Consider the following 21,011-nt stretch of genomic DNA (forward strand, 5'->3'; position numbering starts at 1 on the left):
CGTATGTTATTCAGACGATTAGCTGCGATGTCAGTATTCAGCTTGCTGGCAGCGCTGTGCTGGGCGGCGTTAACAGAAAATCAGGGATGGTGGTTTTTTCTGCCGTTATGGGGCCTGCTGCTCATTTGGCAACATTTCGCCAATCTGACATTACCGGGGCTGCGGTTGCATGCTGTGCCAGGGTTTATGCTATTTTTTGTCAGACAAATAGTGCTTGGTGCCTTTGATGTTGGTTGGCGCGCCCTGAGACCTTTTCCCGAGTTTTCACCCGATTGGCAACGATATCCTGTTAGTTTATCTGAGCCTTCCAGTCAGCGCTTACTTGCTAGTTTAGTCAGCGTTCTGCCAGGTACCTGTAGCGCTCAGATTGAGTCACAGCCAACGCAAAATCAGCTGCTGTTGCATGTTCTGGATCAGCATGCTGACTGGCGTTCCGGGGTTGCCGCGCTAGAGCTGCAGCTTGCCAGACTATTAAAATCAGAATCGCCGGCAGGGAGTAAAGTATGACGGTTTTTGCCGGGGCACTGCTACTGACGATGCTGCTTGGCTTATGGCGGGTGATTAAAGGGCCAGCTTTATTAGACCGCTTGCTGGCAGTGCAATTATTTGGCACTACCGGTGTGGCGTTGTGTCTGGTGCTGGCCCTGGTGCTGGAGCAACCCGCGCTGCGTGATGTAGCATTGGTACTGGCAATATTGGCAGCCGCAGCGCCGGCAGCCCTGGTGCAACGGTTAAAAACGAATAATGTCAAAGTGGCAGACTCATCTGAGAAACCCTGGTGAGCGGCGCAAACGAGCTTAGTATTCTTAGCATTATAATCAGTAGCTTGCTGCTGGGGATCGGCTTATTATTTTTTATTGCTGGCAGCATGGGTATGTTGCGTTTCCCGGATAGTTACAGCAGATTGCATGCGGTGACAAAAGCAGACTCACTGGGCCTGGGGTCAGTGGTTTGCGGTTTAATGTTTTACAGCAACTGGTGGCAAAACCTGTTGATGCTAGTGGTCTGGTTACTGGTGCTGGCCTCGGGCACTGTCTCGTGTCAGCTGCTGGCTCGTTTTTGCAAAGCAAAACAGGATCAACTATGAGCCTGTTACTCTTTGATGCGCTACTTTGCCTGTTATTGCTGGCCCTTGCCCTGGCAAGCATGCTCAGTCGTCAACTAACCCATGCAGTTATCTTATATGTCGCGTTTGGTTTATTAATGGCGTTAGCCTGGGCGCGACTGGCGGCGCCGGATCTGGCGCTGGCTGAAGCTGCGATTGGTGCGGGTTTAACCGGTGCCCTATGTTTTACGGCCCTGGCCCGGCAAGGCGCGCCGGCAGCAGCTCTGAAATTAAGCTGGCAGCAGCGACTGTGGCCAGCGTTGTTTGTGTTACTGATGCTAACGGGTTTATTGCAGGCTTTACTGCAAGTTCCTGCCAGTGCGGGGCCGATACCTGAAATGGTTATGTTAAATCTAGCCGATAGCGGGGTTACGCATCCGGTTACCGCGGTATTGCTGAATTTCCGCTCGTGGGACACCTTGCTGGAACTGTTGGTGTTGTTACTGGCGCTGCTGGGCACCTTGCAGATCGCTCCGGTACCCACTCAGCAAACTAGCTGGCGCTTAAGCCGCAGCTGGAGCGAGCTGTTGGCACCATTGATTATTTTGCTGGCCGGTTACGTGTTGTGGGCCGGTGCCAGTCAGCCCGGCGGCGCCTTTCAGGCCGGAGCACTGCTGGCTGCGGGGGCGGTGGTGCTAAAGCTGAACCAGCAGCTTAGTTGGTTAGGTTGGCAAAACATCTGGATCAGGCTAGTGGTGGTGGCCGGGTTAGCGGTATTTTCGCTGGTAGCGGTACTGGCCTGGTTATTGCCCGTGCCCGGCGTTAATGTCGTGTGGTTGCGCTGGCCGCCTGACTATGCCAAATACATTATTTTACTGATAGAGGTTTTTGCCACGCTATCTATTGCCCTTACCCTAACCTTACTGGTGGTGAGTGAGCAGCCGGCTACGCAGCTTAGCCTGGCCAGAGAAAACGAGACCGGAGCTGGCAATGACTGAACTAAGTGCCACTTTTATCGTGTTTGCCTTTACCGCGGCCAGTCTGATAGCGATTGGGTTTTATAGTTTTATCACAGGTCCCGAACCTTTACGCCGTATCCTGGCATTAAATATTATCAGTGCTGGTATCTTTATGCTGATGGTGGTGTTGGCTTACCGGGGATATGACGACACGGCAGTCTCTGTTGGTGATCCGGTGCTGCAGGCACTGGTGCTAACAGGTTTGGTTGTGGCAGTAAGTGCCACTGCCTTTGCCCTGGCAATGCTGGCAAGGCTTGAACAGCAAAAACCAGAGCAACAAAAACCAGAGCAGAACAGGGTGGCAAAGTCTCAGATAAGCAGGCCTGAGCAATGATAATAGTTTTGCTGCTGGTGCCATTGTTAAGTGCGTTGCTGATGTTGCTATGGCCCAGAATAGCGCCGCTGCTGGCATTATTATCAGCCGCTGTCAGCAGCCTGTTTGCGGCGAAATTGTTGTTACAGGTTAATGAGCAGGGCACGTTGCAATGGTTGCTTGCCGGTTGGCCGACGGGCCTGGCCATCAGTTGGCAGGCCGACAGCCTGAGCTGTTTATTAATATTGCTTTGCAGCATATTGCAGCTGTTAGTGGGATTTTATGCGTTTGCTACCCGGGCGCGGGATCAATTAAGTCAGGGGTTCTGGCCGCTGAGCACCTTATTACAGCTAAGCCTTACTGTGCTGTGGTTGTCACGCGATCTATTTAATCTTTATGTCTGTCTGGAACTGCTCGGGCTGGTTGCAGTGGCACTGGTCAGCTTATCGGGTGGCAAAGCCTTTAAACCCGCGCTGAACTATTTGTTGCTATCGCTATTTGGTTCACTTTGCTATCTGCTGGGGGTCGTGCTGCTTTATGCTGTCTATGGTTTGCTGGACATCAAAGGTTTAGCCCAAGCCTGGCAGGCTGACTGGCTAAGTAGCTGCGCTTTGTTACTGATGAGCCTTGGCCTGATGTTAAAGGCAGCGTTGTGGCCATTGCATGCCTGGTTGCCCGCAGCTCATGCGGCGGCTCCTGCACCGGTAAGTGCGTTGTTATCAGCATTGGTGGTAAAAGGGCCATTGTTTATTCTTTGCCTGCTGTGGCTGCAGCTGGCCAGTGTGCAGCAGGCACAACTTGTCGCGCCATTGTTTGCAGGCGCTGGCTTGGCCGCTTTACTGTTCGGTGGCTGGTCGGCGCTGCGCACACCGTTTATCAAAAATCTGGTGGCTTATTCTACGGTGGCCCAGCTGGGGTATGCCACCTTAGCTTTGGGGCTGATGTTGAAATTTGACCAACCACTGATTTTTGCCGCGTTATGGCTGTTTGTGCTGGCCCATGCGTTGGCCAAAGCCGCATGCTTCCTGGCCGTCGGTGAAATGAGTGCGACCCTGGGTGGAAAACGGCTGACCATTGTAAAGGGCGCCAGCCAGACTATGCCATTGGCCATGTTCGCCTTTGCCGTGGCCGGCGGTAGTTTAATCGGCTTGCCGCCAAGTGGTGGTTTTGTCGCTAAGTGGGCGCTGCTGCAAGGTTTGTGGCTGCAAGGTGAACTGCTGCTGTGGCCGCTAGCTCTGGTACTTGCCACGTTATTGTCCGCTGCTTATGTGTTCAGGGTGGTGGTGGTGGCGTTTGACCGGGCTGATCCTGTGGCACCTGATTTTGCGCCGCAGCTGCTACCGCAGTGGCTGGCTTTGTTGCCCGCTTTAGCGGTATGGGCGATGGCGATGTTTAGCGAGCCTCTGCTGTTACTGTTACGGCTGGAGGCATGATGAGCCCGTTCTGGTTAAGCTACTTACCTGTCGCCATTATTTTAAGCTCGCTGCTGCCGGGCTTAATTATTTTTACCTTAAAAGAGCAGCAGGTAAAACTGCGAATAAGCCTGAATCTGCTTGGCGTGAGCGTAAAGCTGATCCTGGTGCTGATAATGTGGCAGGCGGTAAAAGCCGGTGATATTTTTTATTTTAGCCTGCCTTTTCTGCCCGGCGCTGATTTAGTGTTGCAAGGTGATGCTTTATCGCTGCTTTTTGTCGTGTTGTCCTCGGTGTTATGGCTGGCAACTACTATTTATGCCATTGGCTATCTGGAAAACTCGCCGCTGCGGTCACGGTTTTTTGGCTATTTCAGCTTATGTGTCAGTGCGACGGTCGGTCTGGCATTGTCGGGCAATCTGGTTAGCTTTTTACTTTTTTACGAGCTGCTTACTCTGGCAACCTTTCCGCTGGTGGTGCACCGCGGCACGCCACAATCGTTAGCTGCCGGGCGGCGCTATCTTGCTTATACCCTAAGCGGTGGATTGTTGCTGCTAACGGGGGTTGCACTACTGCATTCGGTTGTGCAAAGCCCGCAGTTTATACCCGGTGGTTATGTCAGTGCTGTGGTGAGTGAACATGCGATGCTATTAAAGCTGGCTTTTGCGCTGATGATTGGCGGGCTGGGTGTCAAAGCCGCGTTGTTGCCACTGCATGGCTGGTTACCACAAGCCATGGTCGCCCCGGCGCCCGTCAGTGCTTTATTGCATGCAGTGGCGGTAGTAAAAGCGGGTGCATTTGGCATTATCCGGCTGGTTTATGATGTGTTTGGGGTAGACAGCATGCAGCAGCTGCAGCTGGCAGAGCCGCTGATGTTGTTAGCTGCTGCCACTATTTTATATGGATCCTGGCGGGCGCTGGCTCAACAGGACATTAAGCGGCGACTGGCCTATTCGACAATTAGTCAGGTGTCGTATATTACCGTGGGGGTGGCGATGCTGGGGCCACTGGCGGCTGTCGGTGGGCTGGTGCATCTGGTGCACCAGGGGGTAATGAAAATTACCTTGTTTTTTTGCGCCGGTAATTATGCTGAAACTCTTGGCGTGCATAAGATCCGGGAACTTAATGGCGCTGGCCGGCGCATGCCGCTGACCTCAGCTGCTTTTACATTGGCGGCGCTGGGGATGATTGGCATTCCACCCTCTGCCGGTTTTATCAGTAAATGGTACCTGGGGCTGGGGGCGGTAGCTACAGACAATAACCTGATGTTAATGGTATTTGTGCTATCGGGGTTATTAAATGCCGGCTACTTTCTACCGATTGTGTATCGCTTATGGTTTTTACCTCAACGTGGCAGCTGGCCCCAGGAGCAACGTTTATCAGCCTCTCTGGAAACGCACTGGATGCTGTTGTTGCCTATGTTGTTTACCGCACTGTTAATCATTTTAATGGGGCTGTTTGCCAGTACCGGAGTAAGCCCGCTTAGCTGGGCGCAGCTGATTGTCGAGCGGGAGTTTAGCTATGATTGATCTATCGAGCTGGCTCTGGCCCGGTGCAGGCCTGGGTCTGGTCACAGAATTACAGCAGGTATGGTGGTATTTTACCCTCAGTTTATGGTGTGTTGCAGGGATTTTCAGCCTGTCGTTTATGGCTCAATCGGCGCATAAAGGCCGGTATTGGCTGTTTTTCTGCCTGAGTTTTGCCGGCAATATGCTACTGATTGCCGCGCTGGATGCGCTCAGTTTTTATATCGGTTTTAGCGTAATGAGCTTATCGGCTTATGGTCTGGTGGTGGATAGCGGCAGCAAGGCCGCGCGAAGGGCAGGGCGTCTGTATTTACAGCTGGCAATAATCGGCGAACTGCTGTTGTTTGCGGCGTTGGTGCTGCGGGCCAGTGCCGCCGATGGCCAGTACGACTGGCAAAGCTGGCAGCAGGTACCCCTGGATCATCTGACAATTTTACTTACGATCCTGGGGCTGGGATTAAAAGCCGGTTTCTGGCCGCTGCATATCTGGTTGCCGCAAGCGCATCCGGCAGCACCAGCGCCAGCCAGTGCCGTATTGTCAGGCGCAATGATCAAAGCCGGTATTCTGGGGCTTATTGTATTTCTGCCCTCTGGCGACCCTCAGCTTCAACACTGGATCCCCTATATGATCACGCTGGGGTTTATCTCAGCCGTATTTGGTGTGCTGGCCAGTTTGGTCTATCGCCAGCCCAAAGTGATTCTGGCGTACTCTTCCGTTAGTCAGGTGGGTTATATTGTGGTGTTGGTGGCCCTGGCCTGGACTAACCACGCTGCTGCAGTGCTACCGGTTTTGATGGCTTATGCTGCCCATCATGCAGTTGCGAAAGGCGCATTATTTTTATATGCCGGCATAAGTGGCAAACAGCGTTTACCTGCTTACTGGCAACTGTTGTTCTGGGGGCCGGCCCTGGCCTTAATGGCGGTGCCGTTCAGCGGGGGCGCAGCAATCAAAACCGGCCTGAAAAGTTTGCTCAGCAGCGACCTGCTGCCGGGCGGGTTGAACGCTGAGATCCTGACCACTCTGTTGTCGGTAGGGGCAATATTAACCGCCCTGTTGTTTTTACATCTTGCGGTGGCCTTGCAGCGCCAGCAGCGGGAATATCAGCATAAAGCAGATCCGGGTTTGGCATTGTACTGGCAGGGAGCCTGTGTTGTATTATTGTTACTGATACTGATCTGGTTACCCTGGTACTGGCAGCCGATGTTGCAGCTTAGTCAGTACACGCTGGCCTGGTCGAAGATCTGGGGCCTTAGCTGGCCACTACTGGCGGCGGTAGGGATATTTATGCTGGGGCGTTGGCAGCAATGGCGTTTGCCAGCCCGGTATTATGATCGCAACAGCCCGGTTTTGGCATGGTCGCTTAGGCTAAAGCGGCTTTATCAGCCGCAACGGCAGTGGCAGGCGCCCGTGTTTAAGTTTAACTGGCGAGGCATTGAACGCGCTTGTAACCGAACCGCAACAGGCTCCGTGGTGGGATTCAGTGCATTAGTGATTCTGGTGCTATTGGTGCTGATTACGCTTTGGCAGTACTTCGCTTAGCAAATCAGTTCAGCGTTAGCCGGGTAAAGCAGGCCCTTTTATGGTGATGTAATCCACCATATTTTGCTGAATGGCACCTTGCAAGTCATTGGTAAGCGCCTGGCGGGCGCTGTCGTAATCACAGCGCAGGCCGGTAATGGCATACACCTGATTACGGCCATGTACTTTACTTAAATACAGCGCCATATCGGCAATTTGTAAGGCCCGCTCCCAGTTCAGATCGGTTTCATCAACCCCGGCAAAAGGCAGGTGAATAAAGCCGCCACTGGCACTGACCGGGATAAGCTTGCCATCGCATTGCACCGGTTCGCTAGCGATAATGTCGAGTATCCGCTGACAAAAGCCGGAAACCTGCTCTGGTGCTATATGCTCCAGGTATAATAAAAATTCTTCACCGCCCCAGCGGATCACCAAATCTTCATCGCGGCAGACCTTGGTTAAACGGGCGCTAAGTTGGGTTAATACTTCATCGCCGGCGGCATGACCGTAGTTATCATTAATCTTTTTAAAGTAATCAATATCTAATAATAAAAAACCGTTGGCACTTGGGCTGGAATCAGTTTGGCGACGACCGTATTTTTCCCGGCGCTGCATCTGTTCCTGTAAGGCCCGCCGATTATATAAACCCGTCAACGGGTCACGCAATGACTGAAATTCAAGTTGTTTATTGGCTTCACGTAATTTACGGTTCGATTGGCGCACTTTACGATACAGTTGATACAACATTACTGCGGCAAAAATAAGCACTAAGGTAAACAGCGCGGTGATTTGCTGCTGCAATTTCTGGTTATCCAGCAACTGAGCTTTTAAATCGTTTTCCTGCTCCAGAATGGTAATTAACTGACTTTTGGCTTTGGTGTCATAGCGGTTTTGCAATTCCGCGACGCTTTTCTCGCGCTCGCTGGTCAGGATCTCGGCGCGTAACTCAAGCTGTTGCTGCAATGTTTGTGCTTGCAACTGGAACTGGCCGGCAGCAGCATAGGCTTTTGCCAGCCACTGCAGCATGGGTTCGTACTGGGCTTTGGTATCGTTTTCCTTAAAATACTGCAATGCAGCCAGCATTTGCTCAAGACCACGTTTATGCTCGCCCTGCATAACATCGATATAGCCGAGGTTATAGGCCATTATCTGCACGTTAAATTCATCATTCAGTGACGTTGCCTGCTCGGAGGCGGCCTGCAATACGGCTCTGGCTTCTTCATACTTCTGTTGTTCGATGTAAATTGAGCCCAGATTATTTTCAAACGTTAGCTCAATATTGGGCCGGTCAACGGCTTTGGCCGCGGCAACACCCAGTTGATTGACCGCTACCGCAGCGTTTAAATCGTTCTGCTCAGCCAGAATAAAACCCAGCATCAGGTACAGGTCCGGCAAAAACTGCGGATACTGATATTTTTTGGCTGCTGCAATCAGCTCTTCGGTCAGCAGCTTAGCTTCCGGCCATTTTTTTAAATCAGCGTAAACCTGGGCGATAAAATAATTTAGATTGGCGCGACGTCGCAGAGTGAACTGATCATCTGTGGCGATAATCGCATCAAGCGCATCAGTATAGTGTTGCAGTGCCTGCTCAAACTGGTTGTCAGTTTTAAACAAACCGCCCAACATAGCATTGGCGAAGTACTGCACCCGCGGTACGCTGGCGTTTTGTACAATCAGTTCCAGCCGATCTGCTTTAAGTATTGCTGCAGATAGCTGGCGTTGATATAACAAAAACTCTATTTCGGTGGCATAAATTTCACTGAGGATATCCGGGTTATTTGTGTCGTTGGTTAGTTTCAGCAATTCAGCCAGCAGGGCATCTGCAGCTGTTTGTCGTTGCAGATGCAGCAAGTGACTGGCCTGATACGACAATAGCCTTACCTGACTGGCCAGCGCGATGTCGGTATTAGGGTTAAGGTAGTAACGCTGATATAAATCAGTCAACAAAGCATCAGCTTTAACAGGATCTTCTCGGAGTGTGACCAAATATTGATCTAGCTGTTGCTCCAGTGGCGCAGTTACTTGTTGCTGCGCCGCAACATGGCTTAGACTCAAAGATAACACGCCTAACCACAAGCCCAGCAAACACAAGCGCTGCAAGGAACCAATAGCTGAAAACTGGGGCATTTGCCGCTTCCGGATAACAGTTAATTGGTTTGAAGATAGCGTATTTTGCAGACAATTACAGCTATAACAGCCTTACAATTGTTGATTTCTGGCGAATATTTTCAGTTGCTTAGGGTTATTAGCAGCTGATTAAAGCTATAATAACAACCGTGATATGTGTGCCAGGCAAAATGGTTTGCCCTGAGTTTGTTGGAAGTGTTATGAGTACCCTTGAGTATCTGTTTGTTATGTTGCTGCTGGTTGCGGCCAGTTCGTTTTTTTCAGTCTCTGAAATTGCCCTGGCGGCATCGCGGAAAATGCGTTTGCGGTTAATGGCAAGTGAGGGGGATATTAACGCTGAAAAAGTGCTGATGTTGCAGGATCACCCGGGCAATTTTTTTACGGTGGTACAAATTGGTTTAAACGCGGTCGCGATCCTCGGTGGTATTCTGGGGGAATCGGCATTTACGCCTTATTTTGCTTCTCTGTTAGGCGTGTTCACCGATGCGACATGGCTGCCAGCGGCTGCATTTGGTTTATCGGTTTTCTTTGTTACTTCACTGTTTATCCTGTTCGCTGATTTAATGCCGAAACGGCTGGCGATGATTGCGCCGGAAAAAATCGCCGTAAAAATTGTCCGGCCAATGTCATTGCTTATCGTATTATTGAAACCTTTTGTCTGGTTATTTAATGGCCTGGCCAATTTGTTTTTCAGTTTATTTAATGTGCCGACCATGCGCAAAGATGATATTACGCCCGATGATATTATGGCCATGATGGATGCAGGTGCTCAGGCCGGTGTATTACAGCAGCACGAGCATCAGTTGCTGGAGAATGTATTTGATATGGAATCGCGCACGGTTACCTCAGCTATGACAGCGCGGGAAAGTCTGATTTTCTTTACCAATAACGAGTCGCAGGACAATATCAAGGCGAAAATTGCTGAGCATCCGCATGCCAAATTTATCGTCTGCGACGAGGTTCTGGATCGGGTGGTAGGCTATGTGGATACCCGTGACATTTTAATGCAGGTGTTACATGACCAGCCTATATCGCTGAAAAAAGAGGGGATAGTACGCCTGCCCCTTATTATTCCCGATACATTGTCGCTATATGAAGCACTGGAGCATTTTAAATCGACCGGGGTCGATTTTGCGATCATCATGAACGAATACGCGCTGGTGGTGGGGATTATTACCCTAAAAGATGTGATGAGCATTGTGATGGGGGAGTTGGTTAGCTCAGAAGAAGAACAAATTGTGAAACGTGATGCCAATTCCTGGCTGGTAGAAGGCCTGACTCCGCTGGCTGATGTGATGCGGGTGCTTGATATTGATAGTTTTCCTAATTCGGAAAGTTATGAAACTATTGCCGGGTTTATGATGTTTACCCTGCGAAAAATACCTAAGCGCACCGATTTTGTGTTACACGGTGGCTATAAGTTTGAAGTGGTCGATATCGACAGCTATAAAATTGATCAATTGCTGGTTACCCGTATTGATAATCAGGATGGATAAGGCCGGCGTTTAGACTGCCGGCCGGCTTGTTACTGTGTTGTCGAATCGGAGCGGGTGTCCGGTTCGCCTGGGGTATCGGTATCGTTGTTGCTGGCGGCCTGCTCAGCCCGTTCCAGCATCTTCAGCCGAAACGTTTCCAGACCGCTTATTACTTTGGCATAAGTTTGATCAACCCCTTCGCTAATTTCACCCTGATAAACCTTCAAGCCTTTTAAAATATCTTTGGCATCGGCAAAACCTTTTTCTATACCGGGGCCAATCACGTTTAAAAAGTTGTCCAGTTGCTCTTCTTCTGAACGCCCAGGGTTCAATTCTTTATAGCGGCTGTAAAAACCGCTGACAAACGCAACAATCCGCTCTGCCGTAGCCTCCGGAGAGGTATCGACGCCGGCGTCATAGACTTTTTGTGCGGCATTTTCGCCTAAAACCGGTTCCAGTTCCGCGTTAATGCCTTCCAGTGCCGTTTTATACAGCAAGCTCAATGAGTCGTTATTACTGCTTAGCGACACGCGCTCGTTGGCGCGCAAGATGGCAACATTTTGCGCTTGCTTGGCTTTAGCTACATCGCTTTCGACGCCATTATCTTTAACCTGGCGGTTGTTGTCGCTTTTGGCTGTCTGATTATTTTGCGACGTCGCTGATGCAGGTGTATTGCTTTTGGCCACGTTGCTTGGTGAATTCGGAATAATTGCCATGGTAATCACCTCTTTGTGTCAGCTTATGCTGATGAATAAATTATAGCGTAACGAGGGTATCGGCTGTCGCACTTCAGATCTTTAATTTTTTTGTTTTTAAATACTAAACAGCGGCGTGCTAATGACATCTGGCCCTGACATCTGCATAATCGGGGCAGCTTCGCCAAATTATAAAGTGAAGCAGATAATTCTAATATTACTGGGGATCCCATGACTGCTTTTAGCAACCCTGCTGACTTGTCGGCTAATCAGCCACAGTTTCTCGGCCATCCGGTCGGACTCTATGTCTGCTTTCTCACTGAAATGTGGGAACGTTTTTCATTTTACGGCATGAAATATTTGCTGTTGTTATATTTAACCAAGTATCACTTATTCAGCGATGCCGGTGGTCTGGACGTGCTGGGCAGCTATGCTGGCTTAGTGTATGCCATGCCGGTAATCGGCGGTATGCTGGCTGACCGTTATTTAGGGATGCGCAAAGCGGTTACTTTCGGGGCTATTTTATTGTGCCTGGGGCACCTGGGTTTGGCCTACGAAGGCTTTCAGGCGTACGTTGAAAACGGCGTTGTGGTGCAAGACACCGGCGCTATTCAGGTATTCTACTTTTCTCTGGCGCTGATTATCATGGGCGTTGGGTTTTTAAAGCCGAATATCTCTACCATCGTTGGTCAGTTGTATGGCCAGGGCGATGCGCGGCGCGATTCCGGTTTTACTATCTTTTATATGGGGATTAACACCGGCTCTTTTATCGCCACTTTGCTGGTAACTTACATTGGTGAAGTTTACGGCTGGGGCTGGGGTTTTGGTCTGGCCGGTATTGGTATGGTACTGGGGCTGATCGTATTTCTGGCAGGCCAGAAATATCTGTATGGCTATGCTGAACCCTCAGATCCTGTGTTGTTAAAGCAGAAAGTTTTTGCATTTATTGACCGTGAATGGCTGATATATCTGGCAACCTTACCTGCGCTGTTTGTAGTGTGGCAACTGGTACAATACAATCCTGTGGTGCATAGCGTGTTACTGGGTATGTCCTTTATTGTACTGGGTGGCATCATCTGGTTTATGGTGAAGGAATGTACCAAGGTAGAACGTGATCGGATGATGGTATTGATTGTTCTGACCTTTTCTACAGTGGTGTTCTGGGCCTTGTTCGAACAGTCAGCCTCTTCTATGACGCTGTACGCCGATAGGGTAATGGACCGTAATGTGTTTGGTTTTGAAACTACCGCTGGCCAGTACGGTGCCTTAAACCCGCTGTTCATTATTACTCTGGCGCCGTTGTTTGCCTGGTTATGGATAGCACTGGGCCGGCGCAATATGGAACCGAGCACTCCGGTTAAATTTGCGCTGGGTATTATGCAAGCTGGTTTGGGCTTCGGTGCACTGGTGTTAGGTGCGCAGTTTCCAAATGAAGCGGGCATGGTTGGCGCAGGTTGGATGGTGCTGGCGTATATGCTGCATACCATGGGTGAATTGTGCTTATCGCCGGTTGGCTTATCCGCAGTCACCAAACTGGCCGTGCATAAAGTAGTTGGGGTAATGATGGGAGCCTGGTTCCTGGCAACCGCCTACTCAGAATTACTGGCAACACAACTGGCTAAGCTGGCGGCTATTGATACCCCAAGTGGTGAGGTGGCTGATGTTGGCACGGCACTGGCAAGTTACACCGAACTATTCAGCTTCCTGATGTATGTTGGTATTGGTATCGGTGTGTTTATGTTAGTGATTAGTCCTTTTCTGAAGAAACGGATGCACGGCGTAAACTAAGCATATTGTGAACTAAGAATGGCCCGGTAGTTCGTAGCCGGGTCATTGAACGATTAAAGGGGTGCTCCAGGCGCCCCTTTTTTATAAAGCGGGTTTTGGTATATCAGCTGATGCACTGAGCAGGGTATTTGTGCGCCATTGCCACCACAATACGGCCGCTAAACTGAGGCTACGCGATGCCATAAATACCGAAAGTGCCGCCCAAAGCGCATGATTTTGCCAGCCTTGCAGCAGGTAAAAGCTAAGTGAAAAACCCATTAACGCGACAACCATGCTGTTACGCAGCGTTTTACCCTGAGTGGCACCAATAAATACCCCATCCAGAAAGTAGGCCCAGCAGGCCAGCAGCGGTAGCATAATCATCCATCCCAGATACAATGCGGCCTGTTGTTGTACCTCAGGTATGGATGTCAGCAGGCTAACAAAAAGGTTGCCAAACAGGCCATAGCCGCCGCTAAACAGCATTGCCAGCAGCATGCACCACAGTGCCAGAATAGTCAGAGTGTTACCCAACAGCTTGCTATCACTTGCGCCAATGGCTTTGCCTACCAGGCTCTCGGCCGCATAGGCCAGACCATCCATGGCGTAGGAAACCAGCATTAAAAAACTTAGCAGGACCGCATTGGCCGCAACCGTGTTATCGCCAAAAGCGGCGCCCTGAAATGCAATAAATACAAACACACTTTGCAGGCATAAGCTACGCAGAAAAATATCCCGGTTAAGTGCAAACAGGCGCTTTAATCCCGCGAGCCTAACCAGTTGACTGGTCATAGCCTGAATTAGCGTTTTAGCGGTTAGGTGGCGCAGTAACAAACCGCAGCCAAGGAGCAGACCTGCATAATCGGCAACCACCGACGCGGCGGCAATACCCGCTACCTGCCAGCCAAAGCCCAGCACAAACCAAAGGTCGAGCAGTATATTCACCAGATTGGTAACTACTAAAATCCACATCGGATAACGGGCATTTTGCCGGCCTAAAAACCAGCCCATCAACACCAGGTTAATTAACGTAGCCGGGGCGCTCCAGATCCGGATGCCGAAATACAGCTGGGCTTGCTGGTTTACCTCGTTACTGGCATCACTGAAACTAAAGGCCAGTTGGCTCAGGGGCCATTGCAATGATAACAACAGCAAGGCCAGCAGCAGCGCCATTAACAGGCTCTGGCTCAGACAGGTTAGCTGGCCGTCGCTGTCTTTGGCGCCATATGCCTGGGCGGTTAAACCGGTGGTACTCATCCGTAAAAAGCCCAGCAGGAAAAACAGCAGGCTGATTAAACTGGAACCAAGCGCAACACCACCCAGATACCAGGCATGCTGAAGATGACCGCTTACGGCGGTATCTACCAGGGCGAGTAATGGCACCGATAAATTCGACAACACCATGGGCAGAGCAATGGCGGCGACTTTTTTTTGCAGCGGCGCGTTTAGAAATAGCGACAGCAAATACGGTTCCTGCAATATTGAAGTTTGACACTATGATACACGGCTTACCGGCTGCTCGAAACTGCCAGGCAAAGTCGCTATACTGCTGTTTTGCCAGCGATGGATGCCGTTTATGAATAAGCCAGGCTGTGATCCAGTATAAATCAGCTGCGTTTTATCAGAGTTGTTTCGCGCTGTGTCTGGCGGCTGTGGTGGTTTTTGCCAACCTGCATTTACTGCAACCGCTATTGCCTCAGCTAAGCCGCGAATTTCAACTCAGCCCGTTGCAGGTTAGTCTCAGTTATACCATTGCCACGTTTGGCCTGGGGTTATCTTTATTGGTGTATGCCTCGCTATCCGATGCCTGGGGCCGTAAAACGTTATTATTATTTACCTTGTTGGGCGTGACGTTAAGCACAGTGGCACTGACACAGGTAGAAAGCTTCACTGCGCTGCTATGCTGGCGGGCCATTCAGGGGATCTGTCTCGGAGGCTTACCCGCCATAGCCATAGCCTGGATGGGCGAGGAATATTCCACACCGGCGCTGGTTGTTGCAGTGGGGTACTATATCAGCGCTAATTCACTGGGCGGTATTGGAGGTCGTTTGCTGGCTGGCAGTCTGGCTGATCTTGGTCACTGGCAGTGGGTGTTCTGGCCTATGGCATTTTTAAGTGCTGCTAGCTGCTATTTTATCTGGCGTTACCTGCCAGTATCGGTTCGTTTTACCCCGCAGCCTTTTCGGTTACGCCTGGCGCTGCAAAATCATGCTTTTCATTTATGCCAGCCAACGTTATTGCTGACTTACCTGATTGGTGGTCTTAATTTTCTGGTGTTTTTAAATCAGTACACCTTTATTAGTTTTGTGCTGGCAGCGCCGCCGTATCTGCTTAGTAGCAGTTTACTCGGCTTGCTGTTTATTACTTATTTCAGTGGCACCGTCGGTTCGGCTTTTTCCGCTAAAATTGCGCGGCGTCTGTCACCGCCGCTGGCGATGGCATTAGGTATACTGCTGATGATGCTGGGCACGGTGGTTACTCTGCACAGCGCGCTCTGGCTTATTGTCAGTGGCTTTTTTATCAGTGCCTTTGGTTTTTTTCTGTGTCATTCGCTGGCCAGTAGCTGGGTAAACCAGCATGCTCAGCGCGCCAGAGCCAGTGCCAGTGCACTGTATCTGGTGTTTTACTATGTGGGTGCCAGTGTCGGCAGCCTGTATTTGCAACCTTTCTGGCAATGGCAAGGCTGGACAGGCGTGATAATAGCGTCGCTGGCTATGTACAGTTTAACGTTAGCGCTGACGTTATCGCTATGGTATCGCAGCCATTCACATTCGCCTTAGCCTGACTCAGCTGTTAACTGAGTCAGGGAAGACCTGGCGTATTCTTAGAGAAAGCACCTGATGCAAAGCTCCTCACGGAAAATACTGCGGATAATTGGTGCGGTTAAACGGTTTAAGATTGTATTGCGGTTGCAAAAATGCAACTAAATCAATCAGTTCGTTAACGGTCATCACATCATTATAATTGCGCATTAAGGATTGACCTGTGTCATCTGTGAAACCTTCACGCATAAAACCGCGCGCAATTTTGTGAGAAGGGTTAATGACAGAAGTAACCAGCTCACCGTACGTTTTAATAGTGCTGACGTCGCCGCCTAAAGGTACTTTTTGTGGCACGTGTTGTTCAACATCGTTGTCACTAACACCCTGCAAGGTATGACAGGCGAGACATTGGTAGGATATCAATACGGCTTTGCCCGCTTCAGCGTTTCCCTCTGGCAGACTAAACCCCCGGGGTGACTCAGGCCCCTCTGAGCAGGCCGTAAGCAGAACTGATATTGGTAATAAAATTAACAGAATAATTTTCATCGGTTGCTCCAAGTAACGTGGTTAGTACCCTTTTACTTCTGGATAGCTATTAACCAGTCTAGTTCATCCTGTTAAGCGTTGTTTGATCGGGATCAATCGTTGTGACGTTTATATCGACTGCAGGTGTGTCTGCTGTGACAGGGCATTTCGTTCAATCAGGCTTAGCTCCCGATAATGCCCCACCGCCAGATCACCGAGTCCTATGTTACCCATAGCAATACGGGTTAACGTCGTCACCCGGTAACCCAGCGCTTTACACATATAGCGAATTTGCCGATGCAGGCCCTGGGTCAGAATAATGTCAAATTGCCCGGGGCCTGTGCCGCTAACCTGGCAAGGCCTGGATTGGTAATGGTTATTACCAAGCTGCCAGCTAACCCCTGCGGCCATCTGGCTGATAAATTCAGGGGTGACTGGTTTGTCCGTGTTAACAACATAACGTTTACTGTAGTGGTAATCAGGATGCAATAGCCGCTGACAGAGGGCGCCGTCATTAGTTAGCAGCATTAAGCCGCTGGAGTCTTTATCGAGCCGGCCAACGGCAAATAAGCGGATTGGAAAGGTTTTCAGCAACTGATACAGGCTGGCCGGGTCATCCGGGCGGTTATTGCAATCCATGCCAACGGGTTTATGGTACAGCAGATAACTCAGCGCTGGGGCAGCGGTAAGTGTCGCACCGTTTATCCGGATGTTGTCAGCCTGACTGACTAAATCGGTATGTTTGGCCGGATTACCGTTTACCTCAACCTGGGCTTTTGATATTAAGCGCTCAGCAGCGCGGCGCGAGCAGTGACCACTTTGCGCTATCCACTTCGCCAGTCGGTGCTGAATGTCAGGTTTATTATCCAAGATGGTTTGCTTAAATTGGTTTACGAAATATGGACGCTAAAAGTAGGTGGCAGCGCATATTGTCATAATACTGCCATCAACAACTGGCAAACTATGCCCTGTTACACCTTCCTTCCTGGATATTGTTCACTCTGTTAGTGATGATGGGAGCATTTGCTCCCAGTTTTTCTGCCATTTTCCAGCTAGTTGTTTTCTTCTTTTAAGCGGGTAGGATAGCGCTGATAAATCAGCTGCACGGCATCACTGATAGCTTGCTGTGGCTCAGCCATCGCTTTTTTCGTCAGTCGGCCATCAACCAGACCTTGCCATACCAGGCGTTGTTCAGCGGCATCAATGACGTCGATTGTTACCGTACCCACTTTATATTCATTTTTTTCCAGCCGGTTGCCAAATAGTGGAATACCAAACATAAAACTGCTGCTTCTGCTGTAATAACCGTATCCGGCATTAATTGAAAAGGGTGAGCTGCGCACATCGCTGCGGGTTTCGACATTAGTCATGTAATTCACCAGCAGTTGCGGGTTTTGTTCACTGTATTGATAGCCCAGCGCAACCATTTCAGCATTGATCGCAGTTTTAAAATGCTGGTCAAGTAAAGTGGTATAGGCCTTGGCTTCAAGATCTGCAGCTTTGACTTCTGCCGCCAGGGGTTCAGTTCCGGGTGTTTGTGGCTGCGGCTCGGTAGCTGTTTGATCCTCCGGAACTGGCTGATAAAACCCATAGGTTTGGTATTGCTGAAAATTGACATTTCGATCGTAATCTATTGTAGCCTGCCGTGGGCTGGAGCAGGCGCTTAGACCCAGAGACAGGGCTGCGACAAGGCTGAATGCCCGCAGCAGAGTGTTGTAAAAAAACGTGTTATCTAAAAAAGCCATAGTTGCCTCTTACCAGGGTAAACCGATATCTTAAGTGTATAGCAGCTAAGACCTGTTGCTAAACAATAAGTTTGGTTAATTTGTAAATTGTCGGATTACTAACGGCTAATTACCGACTTTAGTTCAGTTTAAGGAAACAGCAACTGAATGCCAGCTAAAGCACAACCCGCCGGCGGCGGGTTGATGATATGGTGATAGGTAATAACGGCGACAACCGAGAACTCATTAAAACATATAATTAAACTGTACGGCCAGTAACTGCCCTTTATTCCTGTACTGGCCCTGATAACCGCTGTTATAAAGCGGCTCATCTTGAACATTATACTCACGCTCGCTTACTGTTACGTCACCGGTAAACAAATAGCCATAAGCCATATCAATGCTTAACTGCTGATTGAGCTGCCAGTTGGCCCCAACAGTCAACCATACCCGATCATCCGTTGGGATACGGGCGGTTTTGTGCTCTGATGCTATCGGGTTTTCATCAAACGCGGCTCCGGCTTTCAGGGTTAAGCCGGGTTGGTAAACATAACTTGCACCCAACGCCGCAGACCAGCTGTTTTGCCACTGTTGCGGAATATAACCGATATAGCCTTGGCTGTTCAGATTTGGCGGCCGCTGCGTATTCAGCGAAATACTGGGGTTTGGATCATTGCTGACGATATCAATACTGTCAAACTCACTCCACTGCGTCCAGGCAATACTTAGCTGTAAAGACAACGCAGTTGAAATTTGCTGATCCAGACCAAAGGCCGCACTGGCAGGTGTGGTCAGTGCCAGCTGGCTCGATTCTGTTAGCCGGCTATTTGCCGCTAATTTACCGGTAGTCAAATCAATGGCCGGCAGGTTAGGCGCCACCACCAGATAATTGGGGTTGCCAGCAACGTTGGCGCCGGTAAGCGGAGTATTGGTAATTACCGAGTCACCTTGCAGCGTATAGCGCACGGCTGAATGCCAGGTCAACGCCAACCGGGTACCTGCCACAGGCTCACCATGAATACCAAAAGTATAGCCAAAGGCAACGTCATCGCCCGCCACTTCATAGTGGCTGTTGCAGTATGCATCGTTATAAACGGCAGCACCAAACATCGCGTTTGTGGTGGCCTCACCCAGCTCACATAAACCACTATGGTCTTTATATTTTGATAAGGTGCCTTGTGCATGATTAATTGAAACACCCACGCCAACCGACCATTGTTCATTTAGCTGGTAACCGATTGCCGGCTGCAGGCTTAATACCTGTATGGCAGTTTCATCGGCAAAATAGCGGCCAACAAAGTCGTTGTCATAGTTTGATGACAAGCCAAAGGGCACATAAAAGCCAATGCCCCAGCTTAGCTGATCTGACACTTTGTCTGCATAAAATACAAATGGCACCAGTTCAGTTAAACTATTTGCCCCTTCTGTTTTTCCGATTACCGGTTGGCCATTGGCACTTTGCGCACTGGCATCGCGATAATTGGTTTTGGCGTTAATCAGGTTTAAGCCTGCAGATAATTGTGCGCCATTCAGGCTGGTCAGTCTGGTCAGGGCAGCCGGATTAGAATATACCAGGCTGGCATCGCTGATTTGGGCGCCGCGCCCGGCGTAGGCATTGCCCATGCTGCTAACCGATTGTTCAAATAGTTTGTAGCCTTCCGCAAAGGCATTGGCGCTGCTAAGGGTCAGTGTCAGTGCCATAAAAAGGCGGTTTTTTGAAAAAGTCATCTGCTTACTCCGTCATTATCTTCTGGCCATTATAATGAGGTCAGACCTTAGAGTACATGCACTACTTCCTGCTTGGCGGGCTATTTATCGCAAGACTTCACTATTTTTCACTAAATTTTAGTGTAAATCACCAACTGATATCGACTGATAATAATCAGTTACAAAGTAAATATATTTAACTAATTGAATAGTAATATAAAACATATAAAATTCAGTCTGGCATAGCCTCTGCATTAGTTGCTACCAGTGGTAATAAAAAATTTGAAAATGCCGTGAGTCAACACCCTGACGGTAAGTGCAAAACAAGGACCTTATAAAATGAAAACGTTATCTCTGGTTGTGGCAGTATTCAGTTCGACAGTTTTTCTGACTGGTTGTAATCAGGCCAACAGCAGCAGCAATAGTGACGCGGCTGAAGTGGTAGCAATACCGGTTGAGGCCGCCTTAGCACGTCCGGGAGAAATTAGTAGTAGTTACCATACTAATACTACCCTGGAAGCACGTGCTGAGACCGATGTTATCAGCAAAAGCAGTGGTATTGTGCAACAGGTGCTGGTGGAAGAAGGCGATTATGTTAAAGCCGGCCAGTTGTTGGCGGTGCTGGAGAACGAACGGCAGCGTTTTATGCTGGCTAAAGAGCAAGCCGAACTCAGCAGGTTGGAAAGCGAACTACAACGCATGGCAGAAATGTACCAGCGCAAATTAATCAGCACCGATGTGTATGAAAAGTTGCGCTGGCAGCATGATGCAATTAAAGCGTCAGTCGACTTAGCTGAATTAAGTGTCCGCGAAACTGAAATTCGAGCGCCAATTGCCGGGGTTGTGTCGCGCCGCTATGTGAAAGTTGGTCAGCTTATCAGCCAGATGGCACCACAGTCTTTATTTCACCTGGTAGCCAACAGCGAGCTTGAAGCCGTAGTGCATATTCCTGAACAACAACTGGCACAGGCTAAAGCCGGCCAGGCTGCGATTTTACGCTTCGCTGGCATGCAGCCGGTACAGGCGAACATCAGCCGTATTTCGCCAGTGGTAGATGCGCAGTCAGGTACGGTCCGTACTACGCTGATAATCGACAACCAAAAGGGTGAATTACGTCCTGGCATGTTTGCTCAGGTAGAGCTGAAGTTTGATGTGAAAACTGATGCTTTGCTGGTGCCTAAACGGGCTATTATCACTATCGATAACTTACATAGCGTATTTGTGGTGGATAGCGAGGACAACGTTAGCCGCAAAGTGGTCCACCTTGGTTACAGTTCAGATAATACGGTTGAAATTTTAGATGGTATCACTACCGGCGAGCAGGTTGTGGTTGCCGGTCAGGGCGCGCTGAAGGACCAAAGTCTGGTCAAGGTTGTCACCATCCGCGAGTTTTAA

General features: G+C 49.8%; 19 protein-coding genes. 12 read left to right on the top strand and 7 right to left on the bottom strand.

All coding sequences use genetic code 11. The annotated features are described in order from the left end of the window. The first annotated feature begins 3 nt into the window (after nucleotides 1–3). From B2Q61_RS00860 to B2Q61_RS00895, 8 genes are read left to right on the top strand one after another with little or no spacing between them, the layout of a single operon-like run. Nucleotides 4–507 carry a Na+/H+ antiporter subunit E gene (locus B2Q61_RS00860; protein ID WP_290616721.1) on the top strand — a complete coding sequence of 168 codons (504 nt, stop codon included), beginning with the start codon at nucleotides 4–6 and terminating at the stop codon, nucleotides 505–507. Next, complete coding sequence (locus tag B2Q61_RS00865) at nucleotides 504–782, top strand: monovalent cation/H+ antiporter complex subunit F (RefSeq protein ID WP_290616719.1); 279 nt, start codon at nucleotides 504–506, stop codon at nucleotides 780–782. The genes B2Q61_RS00860 and B2Q61_RS00865 overlap by 4 nt, the downstream gene beginning before the upstream one ends. 20 nt (nucleotides 783–802) lie before the next feature. After that, nucleotides 803–1,087, top strand: a complete 285-nt coding sequence (locus tag B2Q61_RS00870) for a monovalent cation/H(+) antiporter subunit G (RefSeq protein ID WP_349678758.1) — start codon at nucleotides 803–805, stop codon at nucleotides 1,085–1,087. Continuing rightward, entirely contained in the window at nucleotides 1,084–2,043 is a 960-nt protein-coding gene (locus B2Q61_RS00875; protein ID WP_290616715.1) for a hydrogenase subunit MbhD domain-containing protein, read from the top strand. The genes B2Q61_RS00870 and B2Q61_RS00875 overlap by 4 nt, the downstream gene beginning before the upstream one ends. Next, nucleotides 2,036–2,398 carry an NADH-quinone oxidoreductase subunit K gene (locus tag B2Q61_RS00880; protein WP_290616713.1) on the top strand — a complete coding sequence of 121 codons (363 nt, stop codon included), beginning with the start codon at nucleotides 2,036–2,038 and terminating at the stop codon, nucleotides 2,396–2,398. The genes B2Q61_RS00875 and B2Q61_RS00880 overlap by 8 nt, the downstream gene beginning before the upstream one ends. Further along, complete coding sequence (locus B2Q61_RS00885) at nucleotides 2,395–3,810, top strand: complex I subunit 5 family protein (RefSeq protein ID WP_290616712.1); 1,416 nt, start codon at nucleotides 2,395–2,397, stop codon at nucleotides 3,808–3,810. The genes B2Q61_RS00880 and B2Q61_RS00885 overlap by 4 nt, the downstream gene beginning before the upstream one ends. Then, nucleotides 3,810–5,318, top strand: coding sequence for a complex I subunit 5 family protein (locus B2Q61_RS00890; protein WP_290616808.1), 1,509 nt, complete (start codon nucleotides 3,810–3,812; stop codon nucleotides 5,316–5,318). Before B2Q61_RS00885 ends, B2Q61_RS00890 begins: the two co-directional genes overlap by 1 nt. Then, a complete protein-coding gene (locus B2Q61_RS00895) occupies nucleotides 5,311–6,855 on the top strand; it encodes a proton-conducting transporter membrane subunit (RefSeq protein ID WP_290616711.1) in 1,545 nt (514 codons plus the stop codon). The genes B2Q61_RS00890 and B2Q61_RS00895 overlap by 8 nt, the downstream gene beginning before the upstream one ends. 15 nt (nucleotides 6,856–6,870) lie before the next feature. Here B2Q61_RS00895 and B2Q61_RS00900 read toward each other — a convergent pair whose 3' ends face one another. Then, complete coding sequence (locus tag B2Q61_RS00900; protein ID WP_290616710.1) at nucleotides 6,871–8,961, bottom strand: tetratricopeptide repeat-containing diguanylate cyclase; 2,091 nt, start codon at nucleotides 8,959–8,961, stop codon at nucleotides 6,871–6,873. Between the two features lie 200 nt (nucleotides 8,962–9,161). Here B2Q61_RS00900 and B2Q61_RS00905 point away from each other — a divergent pair, with 200 nt between their 5' ends. Further along, the gene (locus B2Q61_RS00905) at nucleotides 9,162–10,457 is read left to right on the top strand and encodes a hemolysin family protein (RefSeq protein ID WP_290616708.1); all 1,296 of its coding nucleotides are present in this window, start codon (nucleotides 9,162–9,164) and stop codon (nucleotides 10,455–10,457) included. A 29-nt stretch (nucleotides 10,458–10,486) separates the two neighbouring features. On the opposite strand, the gene B2Q61_RS00910 is transcribed toward B2Q61_RS00905, so the two are convergent. Continuing rightward, nucleotides 10,487–11,152 (bottom strand): DUF5610 domain-containing protein, encoded by a 666-nt coding sequence (locus B2Q61_RS00910; protein WP_290616706.1) that lies wholly within the window; start codon nucleotides 11,150–11,152, stop codon nucleotides 10,487–10,489. A gap of 210 nt (nucleotides 11,153–11,362) precedes the next feature. Here B2Q61_RS00910 and B2Q61_RS00915 point away from each other — a divergent pair, with 210 nt between their 5' ends. Continuing rightward, nucleotides 11,363–12,919 carry a peptide MFS transporter gene (locus tag B2Q61_RS00915; protein WP_290616704.1) on the top strand — a complete coding sequence of 519 codons (1,557 nt, stop codon included), beginning with the start codon at nucleotides 11,363–11,365 and terminating at the stop codon, nucleotides 12,917–12,919. Between the two features lie 81 nt (nucleotides 12,920–13,000). On the opposite strand, the gene dinF is transcribed toward B2Q61_RS00915, so the two are convergent. Continuing rightward, complete coding sequence (gene dinF, locus B2Q61_RS00920) at nucleotides 13,001–14,362, bottom strand: MATE family efflux transporter DinF (protein ID WP_290616702.1); 1,362 nt, start codon at nucleotides 14,360–14,362, stop codon at nucleotides 13,001–13,003. A 128-nt stretch (nucleotides 14,363–14,490) separates the two neighbouring features. Here dinF and B2Q61_RS00925 point away from each other — a divergent pair, with 128 nt between their 5' ends. Beyond that, nucleotides 14,491–15,678, top strand: a complete 1,188-nt coding sequence (locus B2Q61_RS00925) for an MFS transporter (protein ID WP_290616700.1) — start codon at nucleotides 14,491–14,493, stop codon at nucleotides 15,676–15,678. A 72-nt stretch (nucleotides 15,679–15,750) separates the two neighbouring features. Here the strand turns inward: B2Q61_RS00925 and B2Q61_RS00930 are convergent, their stop codons facing one another. From B2Q61_RS00930 to B2Q61_RS00945, 4 genes are all read right to left on the bottom strand, one after another. Continuing rightward, nucleotides 15,751–16,206, bottom strand: coding sequence for a c-type cytochrome (locus B2Q61_RS00930; RefSeq protein ID WP_290616698.1), 456 nt, complete (start codon nucleotides 16,204–16,206; stop codon nucleotides 15,751–15,753). 108 nt (nucleotides 16,207–16,314) lie between these two features. Further along, nucleotides 16,315–17,055: a pseudouridine synthase gene (locus B2Q61_RS00935; protein WP_290616697.1), complete on the bottom strand. Its 741-nt coding sequence runs from the start codon at nucleotides 17,053–17,055 to the stop codon at nucleotides 16,315–16,317. Between the two features lie 182 nt (nucleotides 17,056–17,237). After that, nucleotides 17,238–17,930 (bottom strand): DUF4136 domain-containing protein, encoded by a 693-nt coding sequence (locus B2Q61_RS00940; RefSeq protein WP_290616696.1) that lies wholly within the window; start codon nucleotides 17,928–17,930, stop codon nucleotides 17,238–17,240. Nucleotides 17,931–18,155: 225 nt separating this feature from the next. Beyond that, entirely contained in the window at nucleotides 18,156–19,637 is a 1,482-nt protein-coding gene (locus B2Q61_RS00945; RefSeq protein WP_290616694.1) for an OmpP1/FadL family transporter, read from the bottom strand. Nucleotides 19,638–19,955: 318 nt separating this feature from the next. Between B2Q61_RS00945 and B2Q61_RS00950 the strand changes: the two genes are divergently transcribed. Then, nucleotides 19,956–21,011: an efflux RND transporter periplasmic adaptor subunit gene (locus B2Q61_RS00950; protein WP_290616692.1), complete on the top strand. Its 1,056-nt coding sequence runs from the start codon at nucleotides 19,956–19,958 to the stop codon at nucleotides 21,009–21,011.

The sequence above is a fragment of the Arsukibacterium sp. UBA5043 genome, from assembly GCA_002415085.1.
Taxonomy (GTDB): Bacteria; Pseudomonadota; Gammaproteobacteria; order Enterobacterales; family Alteromonadaceae; genus Alishewanella.

Excerpts from the sequence above, each read along its gene's own strand:
- B2Q61_RS00860 (WP_290616721.1), top strand. The coding sequence starts at position 4 with ATGTTATTCAGACGATTAGCTGCGATGTCAGTATTCAGCTTGCTGGCA.
- B2Q61_RS00865 (WP_290616719.1), top strand. The coding sequence starts at position 504 with ATGACGGTTTTTGCCGGGGCACTGCTACTGACGATGCTGCTTGGCTTA.
- B2Q61_RS00875 (WP_290616715.1), top strand. The coding sequence starts at position 1,084 with ATGAGCCTGTTACTCTTTGATGCGCTACTTTGCCTGTTATTGCTGGCC.
- B2Q61_RS00880 (WP_290616713.1), top strand. The coding sequence starts at position 2,036 with ATGACTGAACTAAGTGCCACTTTTATCGTGTTTGCCTTTACCGCGGCC.
- B2Q61_RS00885 (WP_290616712.1), top strand. The coding sequence starts at position 2,395 with ATGATAATAGTTTTGCTGCTGGTGCCATTGTTAAGTGCGTTGCTGATG.
- B2Q61_RS00890 (WP_290616808.1), top strand. The coding sequence starts at position 3,810 with ATGAGCCCGTTCTGGTTAAGCTACTTACCTGTCGCCATTATTTTAAGC.
- B2Q61_RS00895 (WP_290616711.1), top strand. The coding sequence starts at position 5,311 with ATGATTGATCTATCGAGCTGGCTCTGGCCCGGTGCAGGCCTGGGTCTG.
- B2Q61_RS00900 (WP_290616710.1), bottom strand. The coding sequence starts at position 8,961 with ATGCCCCAGTTTTCAGCTATTGGTTCCTTGCAGCGCTTGTGTTTGCTG.
- B2Q61_RS00905 (WP_290616708.1), top strand. The coding sequence starts at position 9,162 with ATGAGTACCCTTGAGTATCTGTTTGTTATGTTGCTGCTGGTTGCGGCC.
- B2Q61_RS00910 (WP_290616706.1), bottom strand. The coding sequence starts at position 11,152 with ATGGCAATTATTCCGAATTCACCAAGCAACGTGGCCAAAAGCAATACA.
- B2Q61_RS00915 (WP_290616704.1), top strand. The coding sequence starts at position 11,363 with ATGACTGCTTTTAGCAACCCTGCTGACTTGTCGGCTAATCAGCCACAG.
- B2Q61_RS00930 (WP_290616698.1), bottom strand. The coding sequence starts at position 16,206 with ATGAAAATTATTCTGTTAATTTTATTACCAATATCAGTTCTGCTTACG.
- B2Q61_RS00940 (WP_290616696.1), bottom strand. The coding sequence starts at position 17,930 with ATGGCTTTTTTAGATAACACGTTTTTTTACAACACTCTGCTGCGGGCA.
- B2Q61_RS00945 (WP_290616694.1), bottom strand. The coding sequence starts at position 19,637 with ATGACTTTTTCAAAAAACCGCCTTTTTATGGCACTGACACTGACCCTT.
- B2Q61_RS00950 (WP_290616692.1), top strand. The coding sequence starts at position 19,956 with ATGAAAACGTTATCTCTGGTTGTGGCAGTATTCAGTTCGACAGTTTTT.